Source organism: Streptomyces misionensis, assembly GCF_900104815.1.
Lineage (GTDB): Bacteria > Actinomycetota > Actinomycetes > Streptomycetales > Streptomycetaceae > Streptomyces > Streptomyces misionensis.
The window spans coordinates 3,597,560-3,618,402 of sequence record NZ_FNTD01000004.1 but is presented as its reverse complement, the minus strand read 5'-3'; the positions used below and the strand labels follow the sequence as shown (position 1 = coordinate 3,618,402).

The 20,843-nt window shown below is 74.3% G+C and carries 19 protein-coding genes; 10 read left to right on the top strand and 9 right to left on the bottom strand.

Going from position 1 to position 20,843, the window contains the following annotated elements; all coding sequences use genetic code 11:
• Nucleotides 1–116: 116 nt before the first annotated feature.
• Complete coding sequence (locus BLW85_RS17965) at nt 117–1,112, bottom strand: GlxA family transcriptional regulator (RefSeq protein ID WP_070023878.1); 996 nt, start codon at nt 1,110–1,112, stop codon at nt 117–119.
• Between the two features lie 38 nt (nt 1,113–1,150).
• Here BLW85_RS17965 and BLW85_RS17960 point away from each other — a divergent pair, with 38 nt between their 5' ends.
• Entirely contained in the window at nt 1,151–2,530 is a 1,380-nt protein-coding gene (locus BLW85_RS17960; protein WP_425275337.1) for an MFS transporter, read from the top strand.
• A gap of 34 nt (nt 2,531–2,564) precedes the next feature.
• On the opposite strand, the gene BLW85_RS17955 is transcribed toward BLW85_RS17960, so the two are convergent.
• Entirely contained in the window at nt 2,565–3,746 is a 1,182-nt protein-coding gene (locus tag BLW85_RS17955) for a flavin-containing monooxygenase (RefSeq protein ID WP_070023874.1), read from the bottom strand.
• A gap of 220 nt (nt 3,747–3,966) precedes the next feature.
• Here BLW85_RS17955 and BLW85_RS17950 point away from each other — a divergent pair, with 220 nt between their 5' ends.
• Nucleotides 3,967–4,830, top strand: coding sequence for a GNAT family N-acetyltransferase (locus BLW85_RS17950; RefSeq protein WP_074992587.1), 864 nt, complete (start codon nt 3,967–3,969; stop codon nt 4,828–4,830).
• A gap of 106 nt (nt 4,831–4,936) precedes the next feature.
• On the opposite strand, the gene BLW85_RS17945 is transcribed toward BLW85_RS17950, so the two are convergent.
• Both BLW85_RS17945 and BLW85_RS17940 read right to left on the bottom strand, forming a co-directional pair.
• Nucleotides 4,937–5,602: a pyridoxine/pyridoxamine 5'-phosphate oxidase gene (locus tag BLW85_RS17945; protein WP_074992586.1), complete on the bottom strand. Its 666-nt coding sequence runs from the start codon at nt 5,600–5,602 to the stop codon at nt 4,937–4,939.
• 115 nt (nt 5,603–5,717) lie between these two features.
• Nucleotides 5,718–6,335 (bottom strand): LysE family translocator, encoded by a 618-nt coding sequence (locus tag BLW85_RS17940; protein WP_070023870.1) that lies wholly within the window; start codon nt 6,333–6,335, stop codon nt 5,718–5,720.
• An 82-nt stretch (nt 6,336–6,417) separates the two neighbouring features.
• Between BLW85_RS17940 and BLW85_RS17935 the strand changes: the two genes are divergently transcribed.
• Nucleotides 6,418–6,870, top strand: coding sequence for an Lrp/AsnC family transcriptional regulator (locus BLW85_RS17935; RefSeq protein WP_070023867.1), 453 nt, complete (start codon nt 6,418–6,420; stop codon nt 6,868–6,870).
• 124 nt (nt 6,871–6,994) lie between these two features.
• Here the strand turns inward: BLW85_RS17935 and BLW85_RS17930 are convergent, their stop codons facing one another.
• Nucleotides 6,995–7,630 (bottom strand): TetR family transcriptional regulator, encoded by a 636-nt coding sequence (locus BLW85_RS17930; RefSeq protein ID WP_070023865.1) that lies wholly within the window; start codon nt 7,628–7,630, stop codon nt 6,995–6,997.
• Between the two features lie 329 nt (nt 7,631–7,959).
• On the opposite strand from BLW85_RS17930, the gene kbpA reads away from it, so the two are divergent.
• The 3 genes from kbpA to BLW85_RS17915 all read left to right on the top strand — a co-directional run bounded on the left by kbpA (nt 7,960) and on the right by BLW85_RS17915 (nt 12,019).
• Nucleotides 7,960–8,748, top strand: a complete 789-nt coding sequence (kbpA, locus tag BLW85_RS17925) for an AfsK-binding protein KbpA (RefSeq protein ID WP_167381414.1) — start codon at nt 7,960–7,962, stop codon at nt 8,746–8,748.
• Nucleotides 8,749–8,947: 199 nt separating this feature from the next.
• Complete coding sequence (afsK, locus tag BLW85_RS17920) at nt 8,948–11,329, top strand: protein serine/threonine kinase AfsK (RefSeq protein WP_074992585.1); 2,382 nt, start codon at nt 8,948–8,950, stop codon at nt 11,327–11,329.
• Between the two features lie 132 nt (nt 11,330–11,461).
• A complete protein-coding gene (locus BLW85_RS17915; RefSeq protein WP_244174877.1) occupies nt 11,462–12,019 on the top strand; it encodes a hypothetical protein in 558 nt (185 codons plus the stop codon).
• Nucleotides 12,020–12,127: 108 nt separating this feature from the next.
• On the opposite strand, the gene BLW85_RS17910 is transcribed toward BLW85_RS17915, so the two are convergent.
• From BLW85_RS17910 to BLW85_RS17900, 3 genes are all read right to left on the bottom strand, one after another.
• The gene (locus BLW85_RS17910; RefSeq protein WP_070023859.1) at nt 12,128–12,346 is read right to left on the bottom strand and encodes a hypothetical protein; all 219 of its coding nucleotides are present in this window, start codon (nt 12,344–12,346) and stop codon (nt 12,128–12,130) included.
• A gap of 222 nt (nt 12,347–12,568) precedes the next feature.
• Nucleotides 12,569–15,535, bottom strand: a complete 2,967-nt coding sequence (afsR, locus tag BLW85_RS17905) for an SARP-family global regulator AfsR (protein ID WP_070023857.1) — start codon at nt 15,533–15,535, stop codon at nt 12,569–12,571.
• Nucleotides 15,536–15,772: 237 nt separating this feature from the next.
• Complete coding sequence (locus tag BLW85_RS17900) at nt 15,773–16,168, bottom strand: nitroreductase/quinone reductase family protein (RefSeq protein WP_070023854.1); 396 nt, start codon at nt 16,166–16,168, stop codon at nt 15,773–15,775.
• A 154-nt stretch (nt 16,169–16,322) separates the two neighbouring features.
• Between BLW85_RS17900 and BLW85_RS17895 the strand changes: the two genes are divergently transcribed.
• The 4 genes from BLW85_RS17895 to BLW85_RS17880 are packed head-to-tail and all read left to right on the top strand — an operon-like array spanning nt 16,323 to nt 19,326.
• Nucleotides 16,323–16,661 carry a hypothetical protein gene (locus tag BLW85_RS17895; protein ID WP_074992584.1) on the top strand — a complete coding sequence of 113 codons (339 nt, stop codon included), beginning with the start codon at nt 16,323–16,325 and terminating at the stop codon, nt 16,659–16,661.
• 10 nt (nt 16,662–16,671) lie between these two features.
• On the top strand, nt 16,672–18,306 hold the full coding sequence (locus tag BLW85_RS17890; RefSeq protein ID WP_239697572.1) for a peptidoglycan-binding protein: 1,635 nt from the start codon (nt 16,672–16,674) through the stop codon (nt 18,304–18,306).
• Between the two features lie 5 nt (nt 18,307–18,311).
• The gene (locus BLW85_RS17885) at nt 18,312–18,884 is read left to right on the top strand and encodes a protease inhibitor I42 family protein (RefSeq protein ID WP_074992583.1); all 573 of its coding nucleotides are present in this window, start codon (nt 18,312–18,314) and stop codon (nt 18,882–18,884) included.
• A 31-nt stretch (nt 18,885–18,915) separates the two neighbouring features.
• Nucleotides 18,916–19,326 (top strand): hypothetical protein, encoded by a 411-nt coding sequence (locus tag BLW85_RS17880; protein WP_074992582.1) that lies wholly within the window; start codon nt 18,916–18,918, stop codon nt 19,324–19,326.
• Here the strand turns inward: BLW85_RS17880 and BLW85_RS17875 are convergent.
• A complete protein-coding gene (locus BLW85_RS17875; protein ID WP_074992581.1) occupies nt 19,271–20,812 on the bottom strand; it encodes a CehA/McbA family metallohydrolase in 1,542 nt (513 codons plus the stop codon). The two genes, BLW85_RS17880 and BLW85_RS17875, sit on opposite strands and share 56 nt — an antisense overlap.
• Between the last annotated feature and the right edge of the window lie 31 nt (nt 20,813–20,843).

Below are 20,843 nucleotides of genomic sequence, written 5' to 3'. Positions count from 1 at the left end.
CGGCGAACGGCTCGGGCGTCGCAGGCGAGAGGGAACGCGCACCGCCCGCTTTCTCCACAGGCTGTGGACAACCCCTCCGGCTTCCGGTTCCGGCCCCGGAGCACTCGGGTGGGCGGCTACCGGGTCGCGAGCGTCCGGAACGTCCGCCGGTAGGCCGTCGGCGTGACCCCGAGCGCCTGCTGGAGGTGCTGCCGCATCGACTGGGCCGTACCGAAGCCCGACTCCTGCGCCACCTGGTCCATGGACAGGTCGGTGGACTCCAGCAACTGCCGTGCCCGCTCGACCCGTTGGCGGGTGAGCCACTGCCCCGGGCTGATCCCGACCTCCTCGCGGAAACGACGGGTGAAGGTGCGCACCGACATGGCCTGCTGCCCGGCCAGGTCGCGCAGCTGGATCGGCTCGTGCAGCCGGCGCAGCGCCCAGGCGCGCGCGGCGGCCGTGGTGGCGAGCTGCGGCTCGGGCAGCGGGCGCTCTATGTACTGGGCCTGGCCGCCGTCGCGGTACGGGGGGACGACCGTGCGCCGGGCCACGTCGTTGGCGACCGCGGTGCCGAAGTCGCGGCGGATCATGTGCAGGCACAGGTCGATCCCGGCGGCCACCCCGGCCGAGGTCAGCACGTCCCCGTCGTCGACGAACAGCACGTCCGCGTCCACCTTGACCCGCGGGAACATCCGCTGGAAGCGGTCGGCGTCGGCCCAGTGGGTGGTCGCCGGGCGGCCGTCGAGGCGGCCGGCGGCGGCGAGGACGTACACGCCCGTGCAGATGGAGGCGAGCCGGGTGCCGGGCCGGATCTGGGCGAGCGCGGCGGCCAGTTCCCCGGTCAGCCGGCCCTCCTCGTAGAGCGGGCCGAGTTCGTACGACGCGGGGAAGATCACCGTGTCGGCGCGGGCCAGCGCCTCCGGGCCGTACGGCGCGTGGATGCTGAAGTCGGCGTCCGTCTCCACCTCGCCCGGCGGCCGCACCGAGCAGGTGAAGACCTCGTACAGGGGCCGGCCCCGCTCGTCCCGGGCGCGGCCGAAGAAGCGGTGCGGGATGCCCAGTTCGAAGGGGAGCAGGCCGTCCAGGGCGAGGACGGCGACCCGGTGCGCGCGGAACGTCTCGGATGCGGCCATGGCCCGATCCTAGCGAAGGCTGTCCTTCGGGCCACTCGATGCGCGGGAGCCCGGACCCGAGGCTTTACGACGTGACTCAGACAAACCGAGACGCGGCCACAGTCGCCGACCCGGCCGCGGCCCCCGGCGCGCCCGCCGCCCCCGTCCCACCCGAGCCGGAACGCCGGACCCGCCCGAGGGTGCACCGCGCCTGGTTCGTCGCCGCCGTCACCTTCGTCACGATCACCGGCGCGGCCGCCTTCCGCTCCCTGCCCGGACTGCTGATCGACCCGCTGCACCAGGAGTTCGGCTGGTCGCGCGGCACGATCGGCGCGGCCGTCTCCCTCAACCTCGCGCTCTACGGCCTCACCGCGCCCTTCGCGGCCGCGCTGATGGACCGCTTCGGCATCCGGCGGGTCGTCGCCCTCGCGCTGCTCGTGATCAGCCTGGGCTCCGGCCTGACCGTGTGGATGACGGCCGCCTGGCAGCTGTGGCTGTGCTGGGGGCTGCTGGTCGGGCTCGGCACGGGGTCGATGGCGCTGGCGTTCGCCGCGACGGTCACCAACCGCTGGTTCACCGAGCGGCGCGGCCTGGTCAGCGGCATCCTGACCGCCGCGTCCGCCTCCGGCCAGCTGGTCTTCCTGCCGCTGCTGTCCTGGATGGCCGAGCACCACGGCTGGCGCCCCGCCGCCGTGACGGTCGCCCTCGCCGCCCTCGCGGTGGTCCCGCTCGTCTGGCTGCTGCTGCGCGACCACCCCGCCGACGTCGGCCAGAAGCCGTACGGCGCCCCGGAGTTCATACCCAGGCCGCCCGCCGTCACCGGCGCCGCCCGCCGCACCCTCGGGGTCCTGTACACCGCGGCGCGCACCGGCACCTTCTGGCTGCTCGCCGGCACCTTCGCGATCTGCGGCGCCTCCACCAACGGCCTGGTGCAGACCCACTTCGTGCCCGCCGAGCACGACCACGGCATGCCGGTGACCACGGCGGCCTCGCTGCTCGCGGTGGTCGGCGTGTTCGACGTCGTCGGCACCATCGCCTCCGGCTGGTTCACCGACCGCTTCGAGCCCCGCCGCCTGCTGGCGCTCTACTACGCCCTGCGCGGCCTCTCCCTCGTCTTCCTGCCGATGCTGCTGGCCCCCTCGGTGCACCCGCCGATGATCTTCTTCATCGTCTTCTACGGCCTCGACTGGGTGGCCACCGTCCCGCCCACCCTCGCCCTGTGCCGGGAGCGGTACGGCGAGGACAGCGCCATCGTCTTCGGCTGGGTGCTCGCCTCCCACCAGGTCGGCGCGGCCGTCGTCGCCTACCTCGGCGGTGTCGCCCGCGACGCCTTCGGCTCCTACGACCTCGTCTGGTACGCCTCCGGCACGCTGTGCGCCGCGGCGGCGCTGATGTCGCTCGTCATCCGCAGGAGACCCGCACCGCTGCCGGCCCTCTGACCGGCGGCCGCCCGGCCTCGGCGTCGCGGTGCGGTCAGGAGCGGGTGCGCGACCGGGCCACCGCCTTCGCGATCCGTCCCGCGTCCCGCGCCAGCTCGCGCAGCATCCCGCTGATCGGGTTGGTGAACCCGGTGAAGTACAGGCCCGGTGCGCGCGCGGGCGTCCGGCCGCCGCGCACCACGGGCCGCCCGCGCTCGTCCAGCACCCCCAGGTGCCCCACGAGCCCTTCGAGCCCCCGTGTGTACCCGGTCGCCGCGATCACCGCGTCCGGCGCGATCCGGGTGCCGTCGGCGAGGACCACCTTGCCGTCCTCGAACGCCTCCACGGCCGCCACCACCTCCACCTTCCCCCGGCGCACCGCGTCCACCAGGCCGACGTCCTGCACCGGGATCGCGCCCTGCCGCACCCTGCTGTACAGCCCGGTGTCCGGGCGGGGCAGCCCGCGCGCGGACAGGTCCGGCAGCAACCGGGCCTGCTGCCGGGCGAGCAGGTCCACGAGGCGTACCGGCAGCCGCCGTACCAGCACGGCCGAGTACTGCGCGGGCCAGCCCAGGGTGGAGCGGCGCACGATGTGCGGCACGGTGCGCACCGCGAGCCGCACCCGCGCGGCGCCGCCCTCCACCAGGTCCACGGCTATCTCGGCCCCGGTGTTGCCGACGCCGACGACCAGCACGTCCCGCCCGGCGTACGGCTTCGCGTCGCGGTAGGCGCCCGCGTGCAGGAACTCCCCCTCGTACGCCTCCCGGCCCGGCCAGTCGGGGACGCGCGGGGTGTGGTTGTAGCCGGTGGCGACGACCACCGCGGCGCCGGTCAGCTCGCGGCCGCCGGAGGCGCGCAGCAGCCAGCCGGTGCCGTCCCCGGTGCGCTCGATCCGGTGCACGGTCACCCCGGTGACGATCTCCAGTTCGTGGTGCTCCGCGTACTTCTCCAGGTAGCGCACCACGTCGTCGCGGGCGACCCAGCGGCCGAACCGGCGGGGGATGCGCAGGCCGGGCAGGGCGGACAGCCGGCGGGTGGTGTGCAGCCGGAGCCGGTCGTAGTGGCCCCGCCAGGAGGCGGCGACCCGGTCGGACTTCTCCAGGACGACCGCCCGTACGCCGTGCTCCCGCAGCGCGTACGCGGCGGCCAGACCGCCCGGACCGGCACCTATGACGTACACCGGGCGGTCGGCGGGGGCCGGGGAGGGAGGTGTGGGGGCGGGGCGGGAGTCGGTCATGAGCGGGAGCGTAATCAGACGTCCGGTTGATGGGTCTCGGTCAAGACCGGAATTGGTTGCGGATTGATCACGGGTGTGCGCGCAGTGTATGCGGATGGTGTGCAAGCGGTCGGCGGGCGACGGGCTCTGACGAGACGTCAACCCTGCTGGTCCGTCGACCGGATGGAGCGAGCGGGGTTGTCCGGTTCTCCTGTCGGCCGGTTGCGCCGAGCATGGGGCCATGCACCCCGAGTCCTGGCAACTGACCGACGACCTCGACGACTTTCTCGCCCGTGCGGGCGGATTCCTGCGCTCCCGCCCCGCGTTGCACACCGTGCCGCTGACGGTGACCGACACGCTCCGCAGACACGGGCAGCGCTTCCACGGCGCCGACGCACCCCTCTTCGGCACCCTGACGGCGGCGGACGGCACGGTGGTCGCGGCACTGTTTTGGACGCCGCCCTCCGGCCTCTACCTCACCCCGGTCACCGCCCGGCAGGCCGACGCGCTGGCCGAGCGACTGGCCGGCCTCGGCCACCGGCTCCCGGAGGCGTGCGCCGAGCGGGACTCGGCGGCGGAGTTCGCCCGGGCGTGGCAGCGGCGGACCGGCGTCACCGCGCGGGTGCGCCGTCGCGAACGGCTGTACCGCCTCGGGGAACCGACCCCGCCGAGCCCCGCGCCGCGCGGCCGCCCGAGGGTCGCCGGACCCGCGGACCGGGACCTGCTGATCCGCTGGTACGGGGAGTTCGCGCGGGCCATCGGCGAGGGCGCGGGCCGGGACGCGGGGGCGTGGGCCGACGGCCGCCTCTCCTACGGCGGTGTCACCCTGTGGGAGGCCGCCGACGGCACGCCGCTCGCGATGGCCGGGGCGACCCGGGAGATCGCCGGGCAGGTGCGCGTCGCCCCCGTCTACACCCCGCCCGGGCTGCGCGGACGCGGATACGCCGGGGCGGTCACCGCCGAGGTGAGCCGGGCCGCGCGGGCCGCCGGGGCCGCCGAGGTGCTCCTCTTCACCGACCTGGCGAACCCCACCAGCAACGCCCTCTACCAGCGGCTCGGCTACCGCGAGGTCGCGGACTTCACGGTGTGGGGCTTCGGGGCGTGAACGGGCCGGCCGCAGGGGCGTTCCCCTAGGGTCTTTCGTTTGGATCGGGCCGGATCAGGGCGCGGTGCCAGGGCCCGCGAGCCCGGCAAGATCCAAACGAGAGGCCCTACGGCCACAGCAGCGCCCTGCTCCAGCCGAACCCCGTGCTGCGGTACTCCAGGCGGATGTGCGCGCGGTCGGCGGCGCCCTGGAAGAACTCGACGGTGTCCGGGCGCAGACGGTAGAGGGTCCAGGTGGGGGCGGGCTCGGACGGGTTCTCCCGGGCCCTGGTCCACGCGGCGGCCGAGGCGTCGCGCAGCTCGTCCGCCGAGGCCAGCTCCTCGCTCTGCCGCCCGGTCAGGGCCGCCGCCAGCGCGCCCGTCGACCGGGCGTGCAGATCCGCCTGGCTCTCCTCGTACGGCGCGGGCGCCACCGGCCCGCGCACCCGCACCTGCCGGCCCAGCACCGGCCAGTAGAAGGCCAGGGCGGCGTACGGGCGCGCCTCCAGCGCCCGGCCCTTGCGGCTGGTGGCGTGCGTGGCGAAGGACCAGCCGTCCGGGTCGGCGCCGTGCAGCATCACGATCCGCACGTCCGGCCGCCCCTCCTCGTCCACCGTGGCCAGCGACATGGTGTGCGGCTCCGGCTGTCCCGCCGTCACGGCCTGCGCGAACCAGTCGGTGAACAGCGGCAGCGGGGTGGGCGGGGCGGTCTCGGGGTCGAAGGCGGGCAGCGTCGTCGTGCCCGCGTCCCACACCCGCAGCGACCTCAGCAGCGCCGGGAGATCAGTTCCCATTCCCCCATCGTCACATCCGTGCCGCCGCGCTCACAGCCGGCCCGGAGCACGCGTCCCCGCCCGGCCGGGCGCCACCGTCCCCCTGAGACGCGACACAGCCCCCGAGCGCTCTCCCCTAGAGGGTCGCCAGCCGCTCCACCAGGAGGAGCGCGCCGATGCCCAGCATGGCCGCCCCCGAGGTGCGGGCGACCGCGCGGGCCGCCGCCGGGCGGGCGGCGAGCAGGACGCGGGCGAGCGCACCCACGGCGAGGTAGACGACCGCGCAGCACGCCATGTGCAGCACGCCGAGCGTCGCCGTCTGCGCGGGGACGGGCAGATGGGCGCCGCGCAGGGTGAGGAACTGGGGCAGCACGGAGAGGTAGAGCAGCAGACCCTTCGGGTTCAGGCCGCTGATCGTGGCCCCGCGCAGAAAGGGCCGCCCCTCGGCCGGCGCCGCCGCGCCCGCCGCCGGGGTCGCCGGGCGGCGCAGCACGCCCCAGCCCAGCCAGAGCAGATAGCCCGCGCCCGCCACCGTCAGCGCCGTCAGCAGCGTCGGCGAACTCGCCACCAGGACCGCGAGACCGGCCGTCGCCAGGGCCGTGTGCAGCGCGTATCCGCAGACCAGGCCCGCCACCGCGCGCGGCACCCGGGCGCCGCGCAGGGCGGTCGCGATGACGTACGCCCAGTCGGCGCCCGGCACGCACACCAGCAGCAGGTCCACGACGAGGAAGGAGAAGAGCAGTCCCGAGTCCATGAAGGGGACATTAGGCGCGATCGGCCCGAAAGTGTTCCTGAAAATTGCCCTTGATCCGCCATCGCGAGCAAGAATCTTCTTCATGGACGACGTGGACCGGAAGATCCTTGCCGAGCTGCAACAGGACGGGCGGCTGACCGTGACCGAGCTGGCCGCGCGGGTGCGGCTCAGCGTCTCGCCCTGCCACCGGCGGCTGCGTGAGCTGGAGCGTTCCGGTGCCATCCAGGGCTACCGGGCGGTGGTGGACGCGACGGCGCTCGGGCTGAACTTCGAGGCGTTGGTCTTCGTGTCCATGCGCCAGGAGGACCGCGCCACCATCGCCGAGTTCGAGCGGGCCGTCGGCGAACTCGACCACGTCCTGGACGCCCAGCGGCTGTTCGGCGAACCGGACTACCTGCTGCGGGTCGCCACGGCCGACCTCGCCGCCTTCCAGCGGCTGTACGACGACCGGCTCGCGACCCTGCCGGGCGTGCAGCGGCTGACCTCCACGCTGGTGATGAAGCACGTCGTACGGGACCGTCCGCTGCCCTCCTGACGCCTGCGGCAAGCACGGCGGGCGGCGGCTCACCCGAGGTGAACCACCGCCCGCGAGACAGGACTTGGTGCAGTGCAGGAGATAAGGGAACGTACCGGTACCTACCGAGGGGAAGAGGAGCGGGCTATTTCGAGGGCTTGCGGCCGGTCACGCCCAGGTGGACCAACAGGGCGAGATTGGGCTTGAGTTCGGCCTGCTTCACGCCCCAGGAGGAGAAGCCCTTCTGGTGGGCGGCCACCGCGGCGAGCATCGCGACGAGCGAACCGGCCACCGCCGCGGGGTTCACGTCCTTGTCGACGCGGCCCTTGGTCTGGAGCTCCGTGATCGAGTCCGCGAGGGAGCTGTTCACCGAGTTGAGGATCTTCATGCGGATCTTGTAGAACCGTTTGTCCCCTTCGGCGGCGCCGAGGTCGACCACGCGCAGGATCGCGTCGTGCTTCTTCCAGAAGTCCAGGAAGCCGTCCACGAGTTCCTGCGAGGTCTGCCATCCGGACCTGCCGGCCCAGGACCGCCCTTCGAGCAGCTCGGTCAATCCGGCGCCCTCGGCCGCCATTTGCTCGGCGATCTCCAGGACGGCGCCCTCGACGTCCGGGAAGTACTGGTAGAAGGTCGCGGGCGAAGTGCCCGCCTTCCGAGCGACATCGATGACCTTGACGTCCCGGTACGGGGAGGAGCTGAGCATCTCGCTGAGGCAGTCGAGCAGCTTCTGCCGGGTCGCCTGCCCACGCCGACCGGCCACGCGGCCGTCGACGGTACGCACTTGTCCTGTCATGCCGTCAGCTTACCGAGGGGGGCTGGGAGCGCGATTCGGCCGAGTGCAAATGGGGTGCACGGGTGTATCGGGGGCGCTGTGCCTGGTCTGCGCGGTGCGCGCCGCCCGGTTACTTTGACGACATGGCCGAAAACAGGGCATCCGCGAACGAAGAGCCACACGGGGGTCACAGCGGCGTACCAAAGGGCCGGGAGCACCCCGGACCGGAGGCGGGACGCCAGGAGCCGGACACCGGGAAGTCGCCCGGGGCACCCACCGCAGGGGCCCCTTCTTCCGAAGAGTCCGCGGAAGGGGACCGGCTCGCCGACACCCAGGAGATGCCGCGGCCCGACACGGAGGAGATCCCGCGCGCGGGCACCGGCCCCCGGCAGCCGCCGCCCGCCGCGCAGCCGGCCGCCCCGGCCCCCTACCGGGAGGGCACCCCCTGCTGGATCGAGGCCCAGCTGCCGGACCTCGAAGCGGGCAAGCGCTTCTACGGGGAGCTGTTCGGATGGAGCTTCGAGGAGGGGCACGGCGGCTCGGTGTGGGCGCGGCTCGGCGGGGAGCCGGTCGCCGCGCTGGAGCGCAAGACGGACGGGCGGATGCCCACCGTGTGGACGGTCTACTTCGCCACCCCGGACGCCCAGACCCTCGGCCGGCGGATCGTCGCGGCCGGCGGGCAACTGGTCGTGGCCCCCTACCCGGTGGGCGACCTCGGCCGGGCCGCGCTCGCCGCCGACCCCGAGGGCGCGGTGTTCGGGCTCTGGCAGGCCCGCCGGCACCCCGGCTTCGGCCGCCGCCACGAGCCGGGCACCTTCGCCTGGGCCGAGCTGTACACCCGCGACACCACCGGCGCCAACACCTTCTACGGCGGCCTCTTCCACCACGCCCTGTTCGCCCCCGGCGCCGAGCCCGACTTCGGCCGCGCCGACGTCACCGACGTCTTCCCCGCCGAGATGCCCCCGCACGTCCTCACCCACTTCCGGGTCACCGGCCTCGACGACGCGCTCGCCGCCGTACGGCGGCTCGGCGGCCGGGTGCAGGCGGCGCCGTTCGAGACGTCGTACGGGCGGGTGGCCGTCGTCACCGACAATCAAGGGGCGTCGTTCGCGCTGCTGCGACGGTGAGCGGAGCCGGTTGCTCCGGAAATGATCCTGGAGTGTCCGTGATGGAAAGGAGACATCCCGATTTGTCGCCGGGTTCGCAACCGGCCGTCCGGCCAGGAAGAATCGGGGTGCGACCGCCGTGGCGGTGCGGTGGTGAGACGCTGCGCTGCGGTCGCGTACCAATGGGGTGGCACGGCCAGTACGGGGAGGTGGCAGGCAAGTGGATCAGCTGACGCAGCACGATCCGCGGCGGATCGGGCCGTTCGAGGTGCTGGGCCGGCTGGGTGCCGGCGGCATGGGGCTGGTCTATCTCGCGCGCTCGGCGTCCGGCCGGCGGGTGGCGATCAAGACGGTGCGCACCGAGCTGGCCGAGGACCAGCTCTTCCGGGTCCGCTTCACCCGTGAGGTGGAGGCGGCCCGCGCGGTCTCCGGCTTCTACACGGCGGCCGTGGTCGACGCCGATCCGCGCGCCGCGGTGCCCTGGCTGGCCACCGCGTACGTCCCCGCGCCCTCCCTCGAGGAGATAGTGAACGACTGCGGGCCGCTGCCGGCGCAGGCCGTGCGCTGGCTCGCCGCGGGCGTCGCCGAGGCCCTCCAGTCGATCCACGGCGCCGGGCTGGTCCACCGCGACCTCAAGCCGTCCAACGTGCTGGTGGTCGAGGACGGCCCCCGGGTGATCGACTTCGGCATCGCCTCCGGCGTCTCGAACACCCGTCTGACGATGACGAACGTCGCCGTCGGCACCCCCGCCTACATGTCCCCCGAGCAGGCCAAGGACTCCCGCAGCGTCACCGGCGCCAGCGACGTCTTCTCCCTCGGCTCCATGCTGGTCTTCGCGGCCACGGGCCACCCGCCCTTCCACGGCGCCAACCCGGTCGAGACCGTCTTCATGCTGCTGCGCGAGGGCCCGGACCTCACCGGTCTGCCCGACGAGCTGCGCCCGCTCATCGAGCTGTGCATGCAGATGGACGCGTCCGCCCGGCCCACCCCGGCGGATCTCCAGGCCCAGCTCGCACCCCATCTGTACGGCTCCGGTTCCGACGACAGCGGCACCGCCTCCGCCTGGCTGCCCGAGAAGGCCGTGGCCCTGATCGAGGCGCGCCGCGGCGGACGCCCCGCCGCCAAGCCCGCCCCGGCGACGACCGGCGCCGGGCCGCGCGCCGCCGTCCGCCCGACCGTTCCGCCGCCGCCCCCGTACGACCCCCCGGTCCCCCCGGCCCCCTCCGTCGCGCCGGCCCAGGGCCCCGCCTCCTTCGCCGCCCCGGCCGCCGCCCCCGACACCGGTCCGGTGCGGCTGGCCGGCGCCCCGGTGCCGATCGGCCCCGGCCCCCGGGTCGCCGACGCCCGCGCCGCCGCCGTCAAGGCGCCCCCGCCGGAGGCCGGACTGGTCGCCAACTGGACCCGCCCGCGCCCCGGACCGGCCGGCGCCGACCCCGCCGTGCCGGCCGCCCCGCCCGGCCCCCCGGAGCCGAGCGGCTGGCGCCCCTGGCGGTTCCGGATGTCCAACGACGTCTGGGGCACCCCGTCCGTCGACGGCGACCTCGTCTACGTCACCTCCTTCGAGGTGCACGCCCTCGACGTGGCCACCGGCCGGCGCCGGTTCAAGACGCGGGACGTGGCCTGGTCCATGGCGGTCGCGGACGGCCGGGTGCACGCCTCCGACGGCCCCACCCTGTTCGCGCTGGACGCCCGGGGCGGCACCGATCTGTGGCGGCTGTCCACGGACGCCTGGGTGTACTCGCTCAGGGCCGACCGCGGCACCGTCGTCACCGGCACCCGGGGCGGCGGCGTCCAGGCATGGGAGGCGGCGACCGGGCAGAAGCTCTGGGAGATCGCCGGCTGCCAGACCGACTTCGAGTCCCCGGAGGCCGGCCCGCTCGTCCACGACGGCACGGTCTACGTCTGGCAGGACGCCCGGCTGCGCGCCCTGGACGCCCGTACCGGCGAGGAGCGCTGGTCGTACCCGATCGGCGACGCGGCCTCCTGCGGCGGCGTCCCGGTGCGGCTGACCCCGGCCCCCGACGGCCACGTCTACATCGCCGCGGGCAGCCGCGTCCTCGCCGTCGAGGCGGCCGGCGGCCGGGTGCGCTGGCACTTCGAGGCCCCCGCGGTCTTCCTCAGCCCGCCCGCCTTCGCCCCCGGACCGGCCGTCACCGGCGGCGGCGTCTACCTCGCCGACTACCTCGGCACGGTCTACGCACTCGACGCCGCCGACGGCCGCGACCGCTGGCGCATCGCGACCGAGGCCCGTACCTCCGTCGAACCGGTCCTGGTGGCCGCCGGGCACGTGCACGTCGGCAGCGGCAAGGGCCTCTACACCCTGGACGCGGTCACCGGCACCCCCAAGTGGCGCTTCCAGGCGGGCGGCGACGTGGTGGGCGCCCCGGCGGTGGCGGAGGGCCGGATCCACTTCGGCTCCACCGACCACCTGCTCTACACCCTCAAGGCCGACGACGGCCGGCTGCGCTGGAAGCTGGCCACCGGCGGCGAGATCACCGGCTCCCCGGTGGTCAAGGACGGGGTGGTGTACGCGTGCAGCAAGGACCGCTGCGTGTACGCGCTGGACGCGGAGAAGGGCACGGGGACGGCTCGTACGGCGTGACGGCGGGTCGTGCGACGGCCGTCGCACCGGTTGTCACGGAAGGGCTCCGGACGGCGGCCGTCCCAGGGCCGACGCTACCCGGGGTGCCGGAACCCCGCCACGCGGTGAACGCCGCTGGATAAGGTGGCCGGCATGCCCATGCCTGCACGGACGCGCACCCTGAAGTTCACGGCCGTGGTCGCCTTCGTGGTCCTCGGCCTCACCGGTTTCTCCCGAGGGGGGCACTACACCGGCCACAACTACGGTCACGGCGACCACTCGGGCGGTGGCGGCGGCGGGTGCAGCAGCTCGCGCCAGGACCACGACGGGGACCAGTCCGACTACGACGACGACGATGAGGACTTCGGCGCCGGGGATGACGGCAGCGGAACGGGCGCCGACGCGACGCCGACGCCCGACGCGAGCACCAACGCGGTGCTCGGGTACGGCATGGTGGAACTGGTGAGCTGCGCCACCGCGAAGAAGCCCTATGCGACGGTCGAGGTCACCAACCCGACCGACCACGAGGACACCTTCACGGCGCGGGTGAACTTCGTGGCCGACGACGACCTCACGATCTCCTTCGGCAGCACGGACGTCCCGGTCCCCGCGCGGGGCACGAAGACCGTCGAGGTCCCCTTCGGCGAGGACGCCGACCTCCACGCACTCGACCACTGCGAGGCCCAGCCGGACGCGTATCCCGCGGACTGAGGCGTAGCGGGGCGCGACACACGTCGGCCGCGACGGCTCCCCCTCCGCGCCGCCGCGGCCGATCCCCCTGTGCGGCCCCCGTCGGGCCGGTCCCCCCGTGGTCTGTCGTCAGGCCGGCTCGGACGTGATGTGCACGTTGTCCGGGCTGAAGGTGCCGTCGTTCTCGGCGTCGGTGATGTGGACGTTGCCGGCCGGAGTCATGGTGTTGGCCTTGGCGTCGGTGATGTGGACGTTGCCGGCCGGGACCGCGGTGTTGTCCTTGGCGTCCGTGATGTGGACGTTCCCGTCCGGGGCGACGGTGTTCTCGTCCTTCGTGGCGTCGCTCATGGTGCTTCCTCCCCAGTGGTGCTGGACTCGTTTTGCGGAGCTCGCCCGGCCGTCCCCCGTTGAAACAACGGCCGGACGAGCTCACTGATCGCCCAACCCTAGATCGGTCCTGTGGGCGATCTCACCGGCGGTCCGCCTGCCCCCCGACGCGACGGATCGACAGAACGAGAGTGCCGCAGGGCGATAAACGAACGATGAACGCCCCGGCCGGACGGCCCCGGCTCACGCCACCGTCGTTCCTTCCAGCAGCGACCGGACCGAGTCGGCCTCCGGCGTACCGAGCGACTCGTGGATGGACAGGGCCTCCTGCCAGCACACCCGGGCGCGCCCCGACTGCCCTATACCGTCAAGTGCCCGGCCCAGCACGGTGAGTACGTTGCCCCGTCGCCACTCGCCGCCGATCCCCCGCAGGACGGTCAGCGCGGCTTCGGCGTTGGCCGAGGCCTGGGCGGGCCGCTCGGCCGTGAGGTCGAGTTCCGCGAGCCGGAACAGCGTCATGCCCTCCCACAGCCGCTGGCGGCTCTCCCGGAAGACCTCCAGTGCTTCCTGCAGCCGCTCGGCGGCCTCCAGGTGGCGGCCGTTCTGGGTGAGGGCCATGCCGAGGGCGTAGCGGCCGTTGGCACTCTTGACGGCATGGCCCAGGGCCTCGTACATGTCGACGCCCTGCTGGGCCAGTTCCACCGCGCTCTGGGGCCGGCCGGTCACCACGTGGATGCGGGAGAGGTTGCACAGGACGCTGGCCTCACCGGCGCGGTCCTCACAGTTCCGGAAGTCCGTGAGCGCCTGCTTGAGGTGCGTTTCCGCGTCGTCGTACCGACGGCGGTAAAAGGCCATGGCGCCACGGATGTTGGCTGCCCAGCAGCGGGCCAGCGGGTCGCTGCAGGAGGCACCGAGGCGCAGTGACTCCTGCGCCGACTCGTCGGCCTCCGTGAACCGGCCGGACAGCTGGTGCGCGTTGGCCAGGACGACCGACGCCCGCACCTGCGCGGCGCCGTCCCCGCTCGCCCGGGCCGCGTCGAGCAGAGCGAGGGCGGCGGCGTCGTACTCCCGTGAGTTGGCGCCGGACTCGGTCAGGTCGACGGCGGTCCACAGCAGGTCGATGGCGCGCGGCAGGGTGTCCGCCCGCGCGAACTGGCGCACGCACGCCAGCAGCGAGACCGCCTCGGCGTACAGCCAGTCCTGCGCCTGGTGCCGGTCCCGGAACCGCAGTCCGGGGTACTCCGTCGGCCGCAGGTGGTCCACCACCCGGTCCCCGGGCCGCTCCATCGCGTACACCTGCGCCGCCGTCGCCAGATAGAAGTCCAGCAACCGCGACATCGCCGCCCCCCTCCCGCTCGCCGGCTGCTCGTCGCGTTCGGCGCACGCGCGGGCGTAGAGGCGGACCAGGTCGTGGAAGCGGTAGCGGCCGGGGGCGGCGGATTCCAGGAGGGAGGTGTCGACCAGGGACTCCAGGAGGTCTTCCGTGTCCTCCGGCGGCAGGTCCAGGACCGCGGCCGCGGCCGGCAGGGAGATGTCGGGGCCGTCGGCCAGGCCCAGCAGGCGGAAGGCACGGGCCTGGGCCGGGTCGAGCTGGCCGTAGCCGAGTTCGAAGGTGGCCTTCACCGCCAGGTCCCCGGCCTGCAACTCGTCCAGCCGGCGGCGCTCGTCGGCGAGCTTGGCGGCGAGGACCGAGACCGTCCAGGTGCGCCGGGCCGCGAGGCGGGACGCGGCGATGCGGATGGCGAGGGGGAGGAAACCGCAGGCGGCGACCACGTCGAGGGCGGCCTCCCGCTCGGGCGTCACCCGCTCCGCGCCGACGATCCGGGTGAACAGGGCCAGCGCCTCGTCGGGGGACATGACGTCCAGGTCGACCAGGTGCGCCCCGGCCAGCCCCACCATCCGCATCCGGGACGTCACGAGGGCCGCGCAGCCCTCCGTGCCGGGCAGCAGCGGGCGCACCTGTGCCGCGTCCTTGGCGTTGTCCAGGAGGACCAGGACGCGGCGGCCGTCCAGCACCGAGCGGTAGAGGGCCGCGCGTTCCTCCAGCGAGTCCGGGATCGCGGAGTCCGCCGTGCCCAGCGCGCGCAGGAAGGAGCCGAGGACGGTCTCCGGTTCCGCCGGGCGGTGGCCGGCGCCCTGGAGGTCGACGTAGAGCTGCCCGTCCGGGAAGGAGGAGCGGGCCCGGTGGGCCACGTGCACCGCGAGCGTGGTCTTGCCGACGCCGCCGATGCCGGCCATCGCGGAGACCGCCATGACGCTGCCCTCCGTCTCGGTGGCCGACGCCAGCACCGCGCTCAGCTCGTCCACGAAGGCGGCCCGGCCGGTGAAGTCCGGGACCGAGGCAGGGAGTTGGGCCGGGCGCACGGGCGCCGCGGGCGGCTCGGCGACCGGCGCGGAGGGCTCCGCGAGCGCCGGGTCGGCCTGGAGGATGCGCTGCTGGAGCTCGCGCAGTCCGGGGCGCGGGTCCACGCCCAGTTCCTCGGCGAGCAGGCGGCGCGTGTCGGCGTACACCGCCAGCGCCTCGGCCTGCCGGCCGCTGCGGTACAGCGCCAGCATCAGCAGCTCGCGCAGCCGCTCCCGCAGGGGGTGCGCGGCGGTGAGCGCGGTCAGCTCGGAGACCGCCTCCGCGTGGCAGCCCTGCTCCAGGTCCATGTCCAGGCGGGACTCCAGCAGTCCGAGCCGCCACTCCTCCAGGCGGACGCGCTGCGTCTCGGCGTAGGGGCCGGGCACGCCCGCGAGGGGCTCGCCGTCCCACAGGTCCAGCGCCTCGTTGAGCAGGGCACGGGCCCGGGCGAGATCGCCGGTGCCGCGCGCCTTCTCCGCCTCCGCGCCGAGGTCCTGCGCCCGTACGAGGTCCAGCGCGCCCTCGCCGAGCCCGCGCACCGCGTAACCGCCGGACTCGGTGACCAGGACGCCGGAGCCCAGCACCTTGCGCAGCCGGGACGCGTACGTGCGGACCGCAGCCAGCGCCTGGGACGGCGGTTCGGGGCCCCACAGCGCGTCGATCAGCTCCGCCGCCGTGGCCGTACGGCCCTCGCGCAGCAGCAGGGCGGCCAGCAGGGCCCGCTGCTGGGGGGAGCCCGTGCTCAGGGCTTCCTCACCGCGCCAGGCCCGCACCGGACCGAGCACGCCGAACCTCAGCGCCACCGGCTCCGCACCTGTCGCGGAGCCGGGTCGCCGCTGCTCGGGTACTCGCGGCCGACCGTCCATGCGTTCGCCCCCTCGGCATCACAGACAACCCCGTCAGTTTGCCTTGTTCCGGGTGGTTGCGTCAGCCGTGGGAGACGCCGATCACAGGCCGCCGCACGGCAGTCCACAAACCTCTCACACGCTCTTCGCACGCGCGTGACCCCGCCGGGCGGTTGACGGTGTGTCAGACGGCGTCCCGGTGGGCGTGCGCGCCCTGTGCGCGTACGGCGAGGCGCAGGTCATCGCCCGGCCTGGTGATCAGTCCTCCAGATCCACCCGCACGGTCAGCAGATCCGTGCCGAACGCCCGCACCGCCGCGCTGTTGAACCGGGGCAGGGAACGCAGCCGGGCGCGGGGGTCGTCGTCGGGCAGCAGCCGGGCGACGCCCCGGTGCCAGCGCCCGCCGACGCGCACCCGCACCCGGGGGTCGGCCTGGATGTTCCGGACGTACTGCGACCCGTACCCGTACTCGGAGACCAGCCAGAACGACCCCCCGACCCGCCGTCCTCCGACCGGTGTCCGCCGGGGCTTCCCGGAGACCCGCCCGGTGGTCTCCAGCAGCGTCTGGAACGGCAGCCGCCGGTTGACCGGGTTGGCGACGTACCGCTGGAAGCGGGTGACGAGGCGCTGCTTGCGTCCCGCGGTTCCTGGCATCCGCGTCCTCCTCCTGTTCCCGGCGGTCGTCCGGGCGACGCCGGTGTGTCGGCCCCGTGCGGGGCCCGTGACGCCCCGGTGGCGGCCCGACTGCCGTGTGGCCGCCGCGTGTTAGCCTCCCCCGCGATCAGGGTCTTCGCAACGGGGGAGCGGGATGGGCGCGTCTTCGGACGGCTACACGGTCAGATCCGGCATGTCCGGGCAGGCGGGCGCGCTGGACGACGCGGGCGACGAGGCCGGGCGCATCCACCGGGCCGTCCAGCCCGCCATGTGCTACACCCAGGACACCCTCGGCGGGCCCGAAGCCGCCGCGGCGTTCGACGCGTTCGCCGCGGCCTGGCTGGACGAGGCCGCCACGCTGGAGTCCGCGCTGCGCGAACTGGCCGACAAGGTACGGCTGGCCAAGCGGGCGTACCACGGCGGCGACCACACGGCGGCGGAGCGCGCCGCGAGCGTGACCGTCGGCCGTCCGTCGGCCCTGACGGGCTACTGAGGGCGGCCCGGTGACCGGAATCCTGGGCATGCCCGCCGACTTCCTCGCTCCGCTCGGCACCCCGTCCGGCCGCCGCTCCTGGCTGGCCGGACTGTGTACGAGCATCGCCAAGGCCGCGAGCAAGGACGACCTGCTGGACCAGATCGACGCCGCCCTCCTCGTGCACGCGCCGGTCGGCGACACGGCCACCCTCGAAGCGCTCGGCAAGGTCTACCGCGACCAGGTCGACCAGGCCGGTGACGTGCACGACCGGGCGGACAAGGTGGCCAGGAAGGGCCTGCCCGAGGTCTGGGTCGGCGACACCAGGGTCCTCGCCTCCGCTGCGGTGGCCGCCGTGGCCCGCGACGCGACGCGGATGGCCGAGGCGTTCCAGGGCGGCGCCAAGGCGCTGCACGCGCTGGCCGACTCGCTCGGCACCGCCCGCCGGCAGGACGCCGACGGCCGCGCCAAGATGCACCAGGCCCAGCAGCGGCTCGGCCCGCGGGACGACTTCTTCGACCTGACCCGCCTGCTGGAGACCGAGGAGGAGCGCGAGGCCGCCCTCACCGCGGGCCGGGCCCTCGCCGCGGACGGGGCCGACCTGATGCACCGGGCGGCCGTGACCGCGGACGACGCGGTGCGCGCCGCGGTCCGCGACCTGAACAAGTGGGCCGCCGAGGCCCGCGCGGGCAAGCTGCACACCGGCGGACTGACCGCGGTGGACCGGCTGATGCTCGCCGACGCAGGCGGCGCGTCCGGCCCGGCCGACCTCAACGAGATCCTCACGGCCAACGACCTGGAGCGCTCCGGCCGGGCCATGGACCGCCTGTCGGCGGCCGACCGGGCCCGCATGGACCGGCTGCTGGCGGACGCGAAGACCCCGCAGGAGAAGGCGTACCTGATGAAGGCCCTCGCCGCGGGCCACGACGTGGACGACGTCCAGACGTTCGCCGGCAAGATCCACGGCAAGGACGCGGCGTGGCTGCAGCGGCACTTGACGCCGATCGTCAACCCGGCGGGGAGCATGAAGGACGAGGGGACGGACCCGGTCAGAGGCTCCAACATGAACACGCAACTGCAGAGCTTCGACGGACAGCAGTGGGCGCAGGGCGGCGACGGCCAGGACGGCACCTGCGTCGCCTCCACCACGGTCGCCGCACGCGCCCTGGTCGATCCCGTCTACGCCCTGTCGCTCACCGGCGGCCCCGGCGGACAGGAGGACGACCCGGCGGCCTTCCGGCAGCGCCTGGTCGCCGAACAGCACCGGATGCACGTCGAGGGTCACGGCGACCCCAACTGGAACGGCATGAGCCTGAAGGGCCAGACCGACATCTCCAACAAGGAGATCAGTCCGGAGACCGGAAGCTCCTACACGCTGCACCAGGTCGGGGACACGGCCTCCCGGCGCGACATCCTGCCGCGGATCGAGAAGTCGGTGGCGGAGGGCAAGCCGGTGCCCTTCGACGCCCAGGGGCGGGAGCCGGACGGCACATGGAACGGCCACTCCATGATGATCGTCGGCCAGGAGGGCGACAAGCTGGAGATCTACAACCCGTGGGGCCAGACCACATGGGTGAGCGAGGACGACTTCGTCAACGGCGGCATGGCGAAGGCCGGCGACAACCGATTTCCCGACGCCTACGCCGTCCATCTGCCACAGGACTGAGAACATTGCGACCGACGACAGCACGTGTACCGCTCCTCGGCACGGCCGCCACCCTGCTGCTCGCCCTCACCGGCTGCGGCGGCGGGGACGGCGGCACCGGCTCGGTCGCCACGCCCAGCCCGCCGGCCACCACCCAGCCCACCCGCGAGCCCACCGCGAGTTCCGAGGCCGCCCGGTACGGCCTCGACCACCCGGCCGTCACCGTGGCACCGGGCGGGGAGTTCACCCTCACCGTCCCGTCGGCCGCGACCCTCGGCCGGCACTGGTACCTCGCCCGCCCGGAACCGGACGCGGCCGTGCTGACCTACCGGGGCACGCGCGCCTCGGGCGGCGACAGCGACGTCATCGGCAGCACGAGCGGCACCCAGTCCTTCGACTTCACCGCCCGCGCCGAGGGCAGGACCTCGGTACGCCTCCTCTACTGCCCCCTGTACACCTGCACCGGCCCCGGCCCGGACGACCGCTCCACTTTGTCGCCCAGCGGCGCCCCGTCCGCCTCCCCGTCGCCCTACCCCACCCTGACCGCCCGCCCGCGCGCCCAGGCCGGCTACTACGTCTTCACCGTCACCGTCCGCTGACCCGGACCACCCGGACCGGAACCGAGGCCCCATGTCCCCGACACCCGAAAGCCGCACCGACGACGAGGTCCTGGCCGCGACCGACGTCGCCGTGCTGCTGCGCTACGGCCTGGACCAGGAGGCCCTGCGGGCGACGCTGTTCGGCGACGGGGCCATCGCCGCCGCGGTCGCCCTCGACCGGCTCGGGGTGCCGCCGCGCTCGCTGGTGTTCCTCGCCGAGATCGTCCGCTCCGGCGGCCTCGCCTACGCCGCCGCGCTGCCCGAGCCGTTGCCGGACCCGGAGGCGGCCCGCCTGGTGCGGGAGTGGCTGGCCGGGGCCGCGGGGACCGCGACCGGCCCGGAGGCCGAGTCCTGGGCCGCCCGCTGGCTGGCCGCGGTCGCCGAGATCATCGGCCTGCGCCGGGCCGCCCGCCGCCCTCGCCCAGGAAGATCGGATTCGTGAACGCCGCCAGCGCCCCCGGCACCGGGCCGAGCGCCGTCTCGTGGCGGACCTCGGCGCGCACGTAGGCCGCGTAGGCGGGCGTGGTGCGCCACTCCACCGAGCCCGTGCCCGACACCGGCAGGGGATCGCTGGTGAAGAGGGTGCCCTGGTCGGTGACGAGGCGCAGCGAGCAGCGGGGTGCGCCGGAGACGTCGAGGCGGACGGTGACCGGGGTGTCGGCGGGCACCGGCAGGCGCTCGCCGAGGCCGGCCCGCAGACCGCGGCCGCCCGTCGCCGTGAGGGAGACGGTGACGTGCCGGGACTCGGCCACGTAGGAGCGGCCCGCCCGGATGCCCTCCTGGACGGCCTCGCGGGTCAGGTCGTCGGCGAGCACGACCGTCTGGGGCAGGCCGACCGAGTCCGGGTCGCGGTGGGCGTCGCTGTTGCCCATCGCCGGGAGCCAGTCCCGGCCCGCGCGCACCGAGGCGACCAGCTGGTTGTCCCACTCCGCCAGCGTCACCTCGTCGTCCGGCGTGTACGGGCCGTTCCACACCTCCACGGCGTCCGCCTCGGCGAAGCCGAACTTCCAGCCGCAGCCGACGCAGGTGGCGTGCGGGTGCGCGGGCACCACCAGGCCGCCGGCGCGGCGGATGTCACGGGCGAAGCGGGCCCAGCGGTTGTCCCGGGCCCGGTAGCGCCAGTCGACGAACGTGCCGGGGTCGGTACCGAGCGCGAGCACGTGCCCGTTGCGGGTGGTGATCTCCTCGCCGAGCATGATCAGCAGGTCGTCGCCCGCCTGGTCCGCCCAGTGCGGGTGGGCCGAGTGCGTGTTGTGGTCGGAGGAGTTGATGAAGTCCAGGCCCGCGGCGCGCGCGAGGGCCGCGATCTCGGCCGGGGTCCGGCGGCCGTCGGAGTACCAGGAGTGCAGGTGGCAGTCGCCCCGGTACCAGTCCCGGCCCCGGCCCCGCGCCCGGGAGGGCGGGTACACCGGCCGGGGGGTCGTGCCGGGCTCGCCGTAGGCCAGCGTGATCGTCAGCTCGTACGACAGCCCCTGGGGCGCCACCGTGTAGGGGCCGAGCGCGATGTGCCAGGTGCCCTCGCGCACCGGGCCGGGGAGGTAGCCGGGGGTCGCGTCGTCGGCGCGCACGAAGAACTCCGTGCGGGCGCCGCCCGACCAGCCCCTGAAGCCCCGGCCGCCCAGCTCGGTGCCGTGCTGGTCGAAGAGGCCGATGTCGAGCGCGTTGCCCGGGGTGCCGGCCGGGACCGAGGGTCTGTCGTAGGTGTAGGAGACCTTGAACTCGCGTACTCCGGCGGGGACTTCCACCGGCACGTACACGTAGTCGGGGGAGCCGGGCGGCAGGGTGCCGCGTACCGTCCGGGTCTCCTGGCGCCCGCCGTCCGCCGCTGCGAAGCTCACGGGTCCCAACGTAAGGGCAGCGGCGGCACCCGTCACGAACAACGCGCGCCTGCCGAGCCCCCGGGCCTGATCGTGCGTGTCGTCACACATGGCGCCCATTCTCCGGTCCACTGGTGAACTG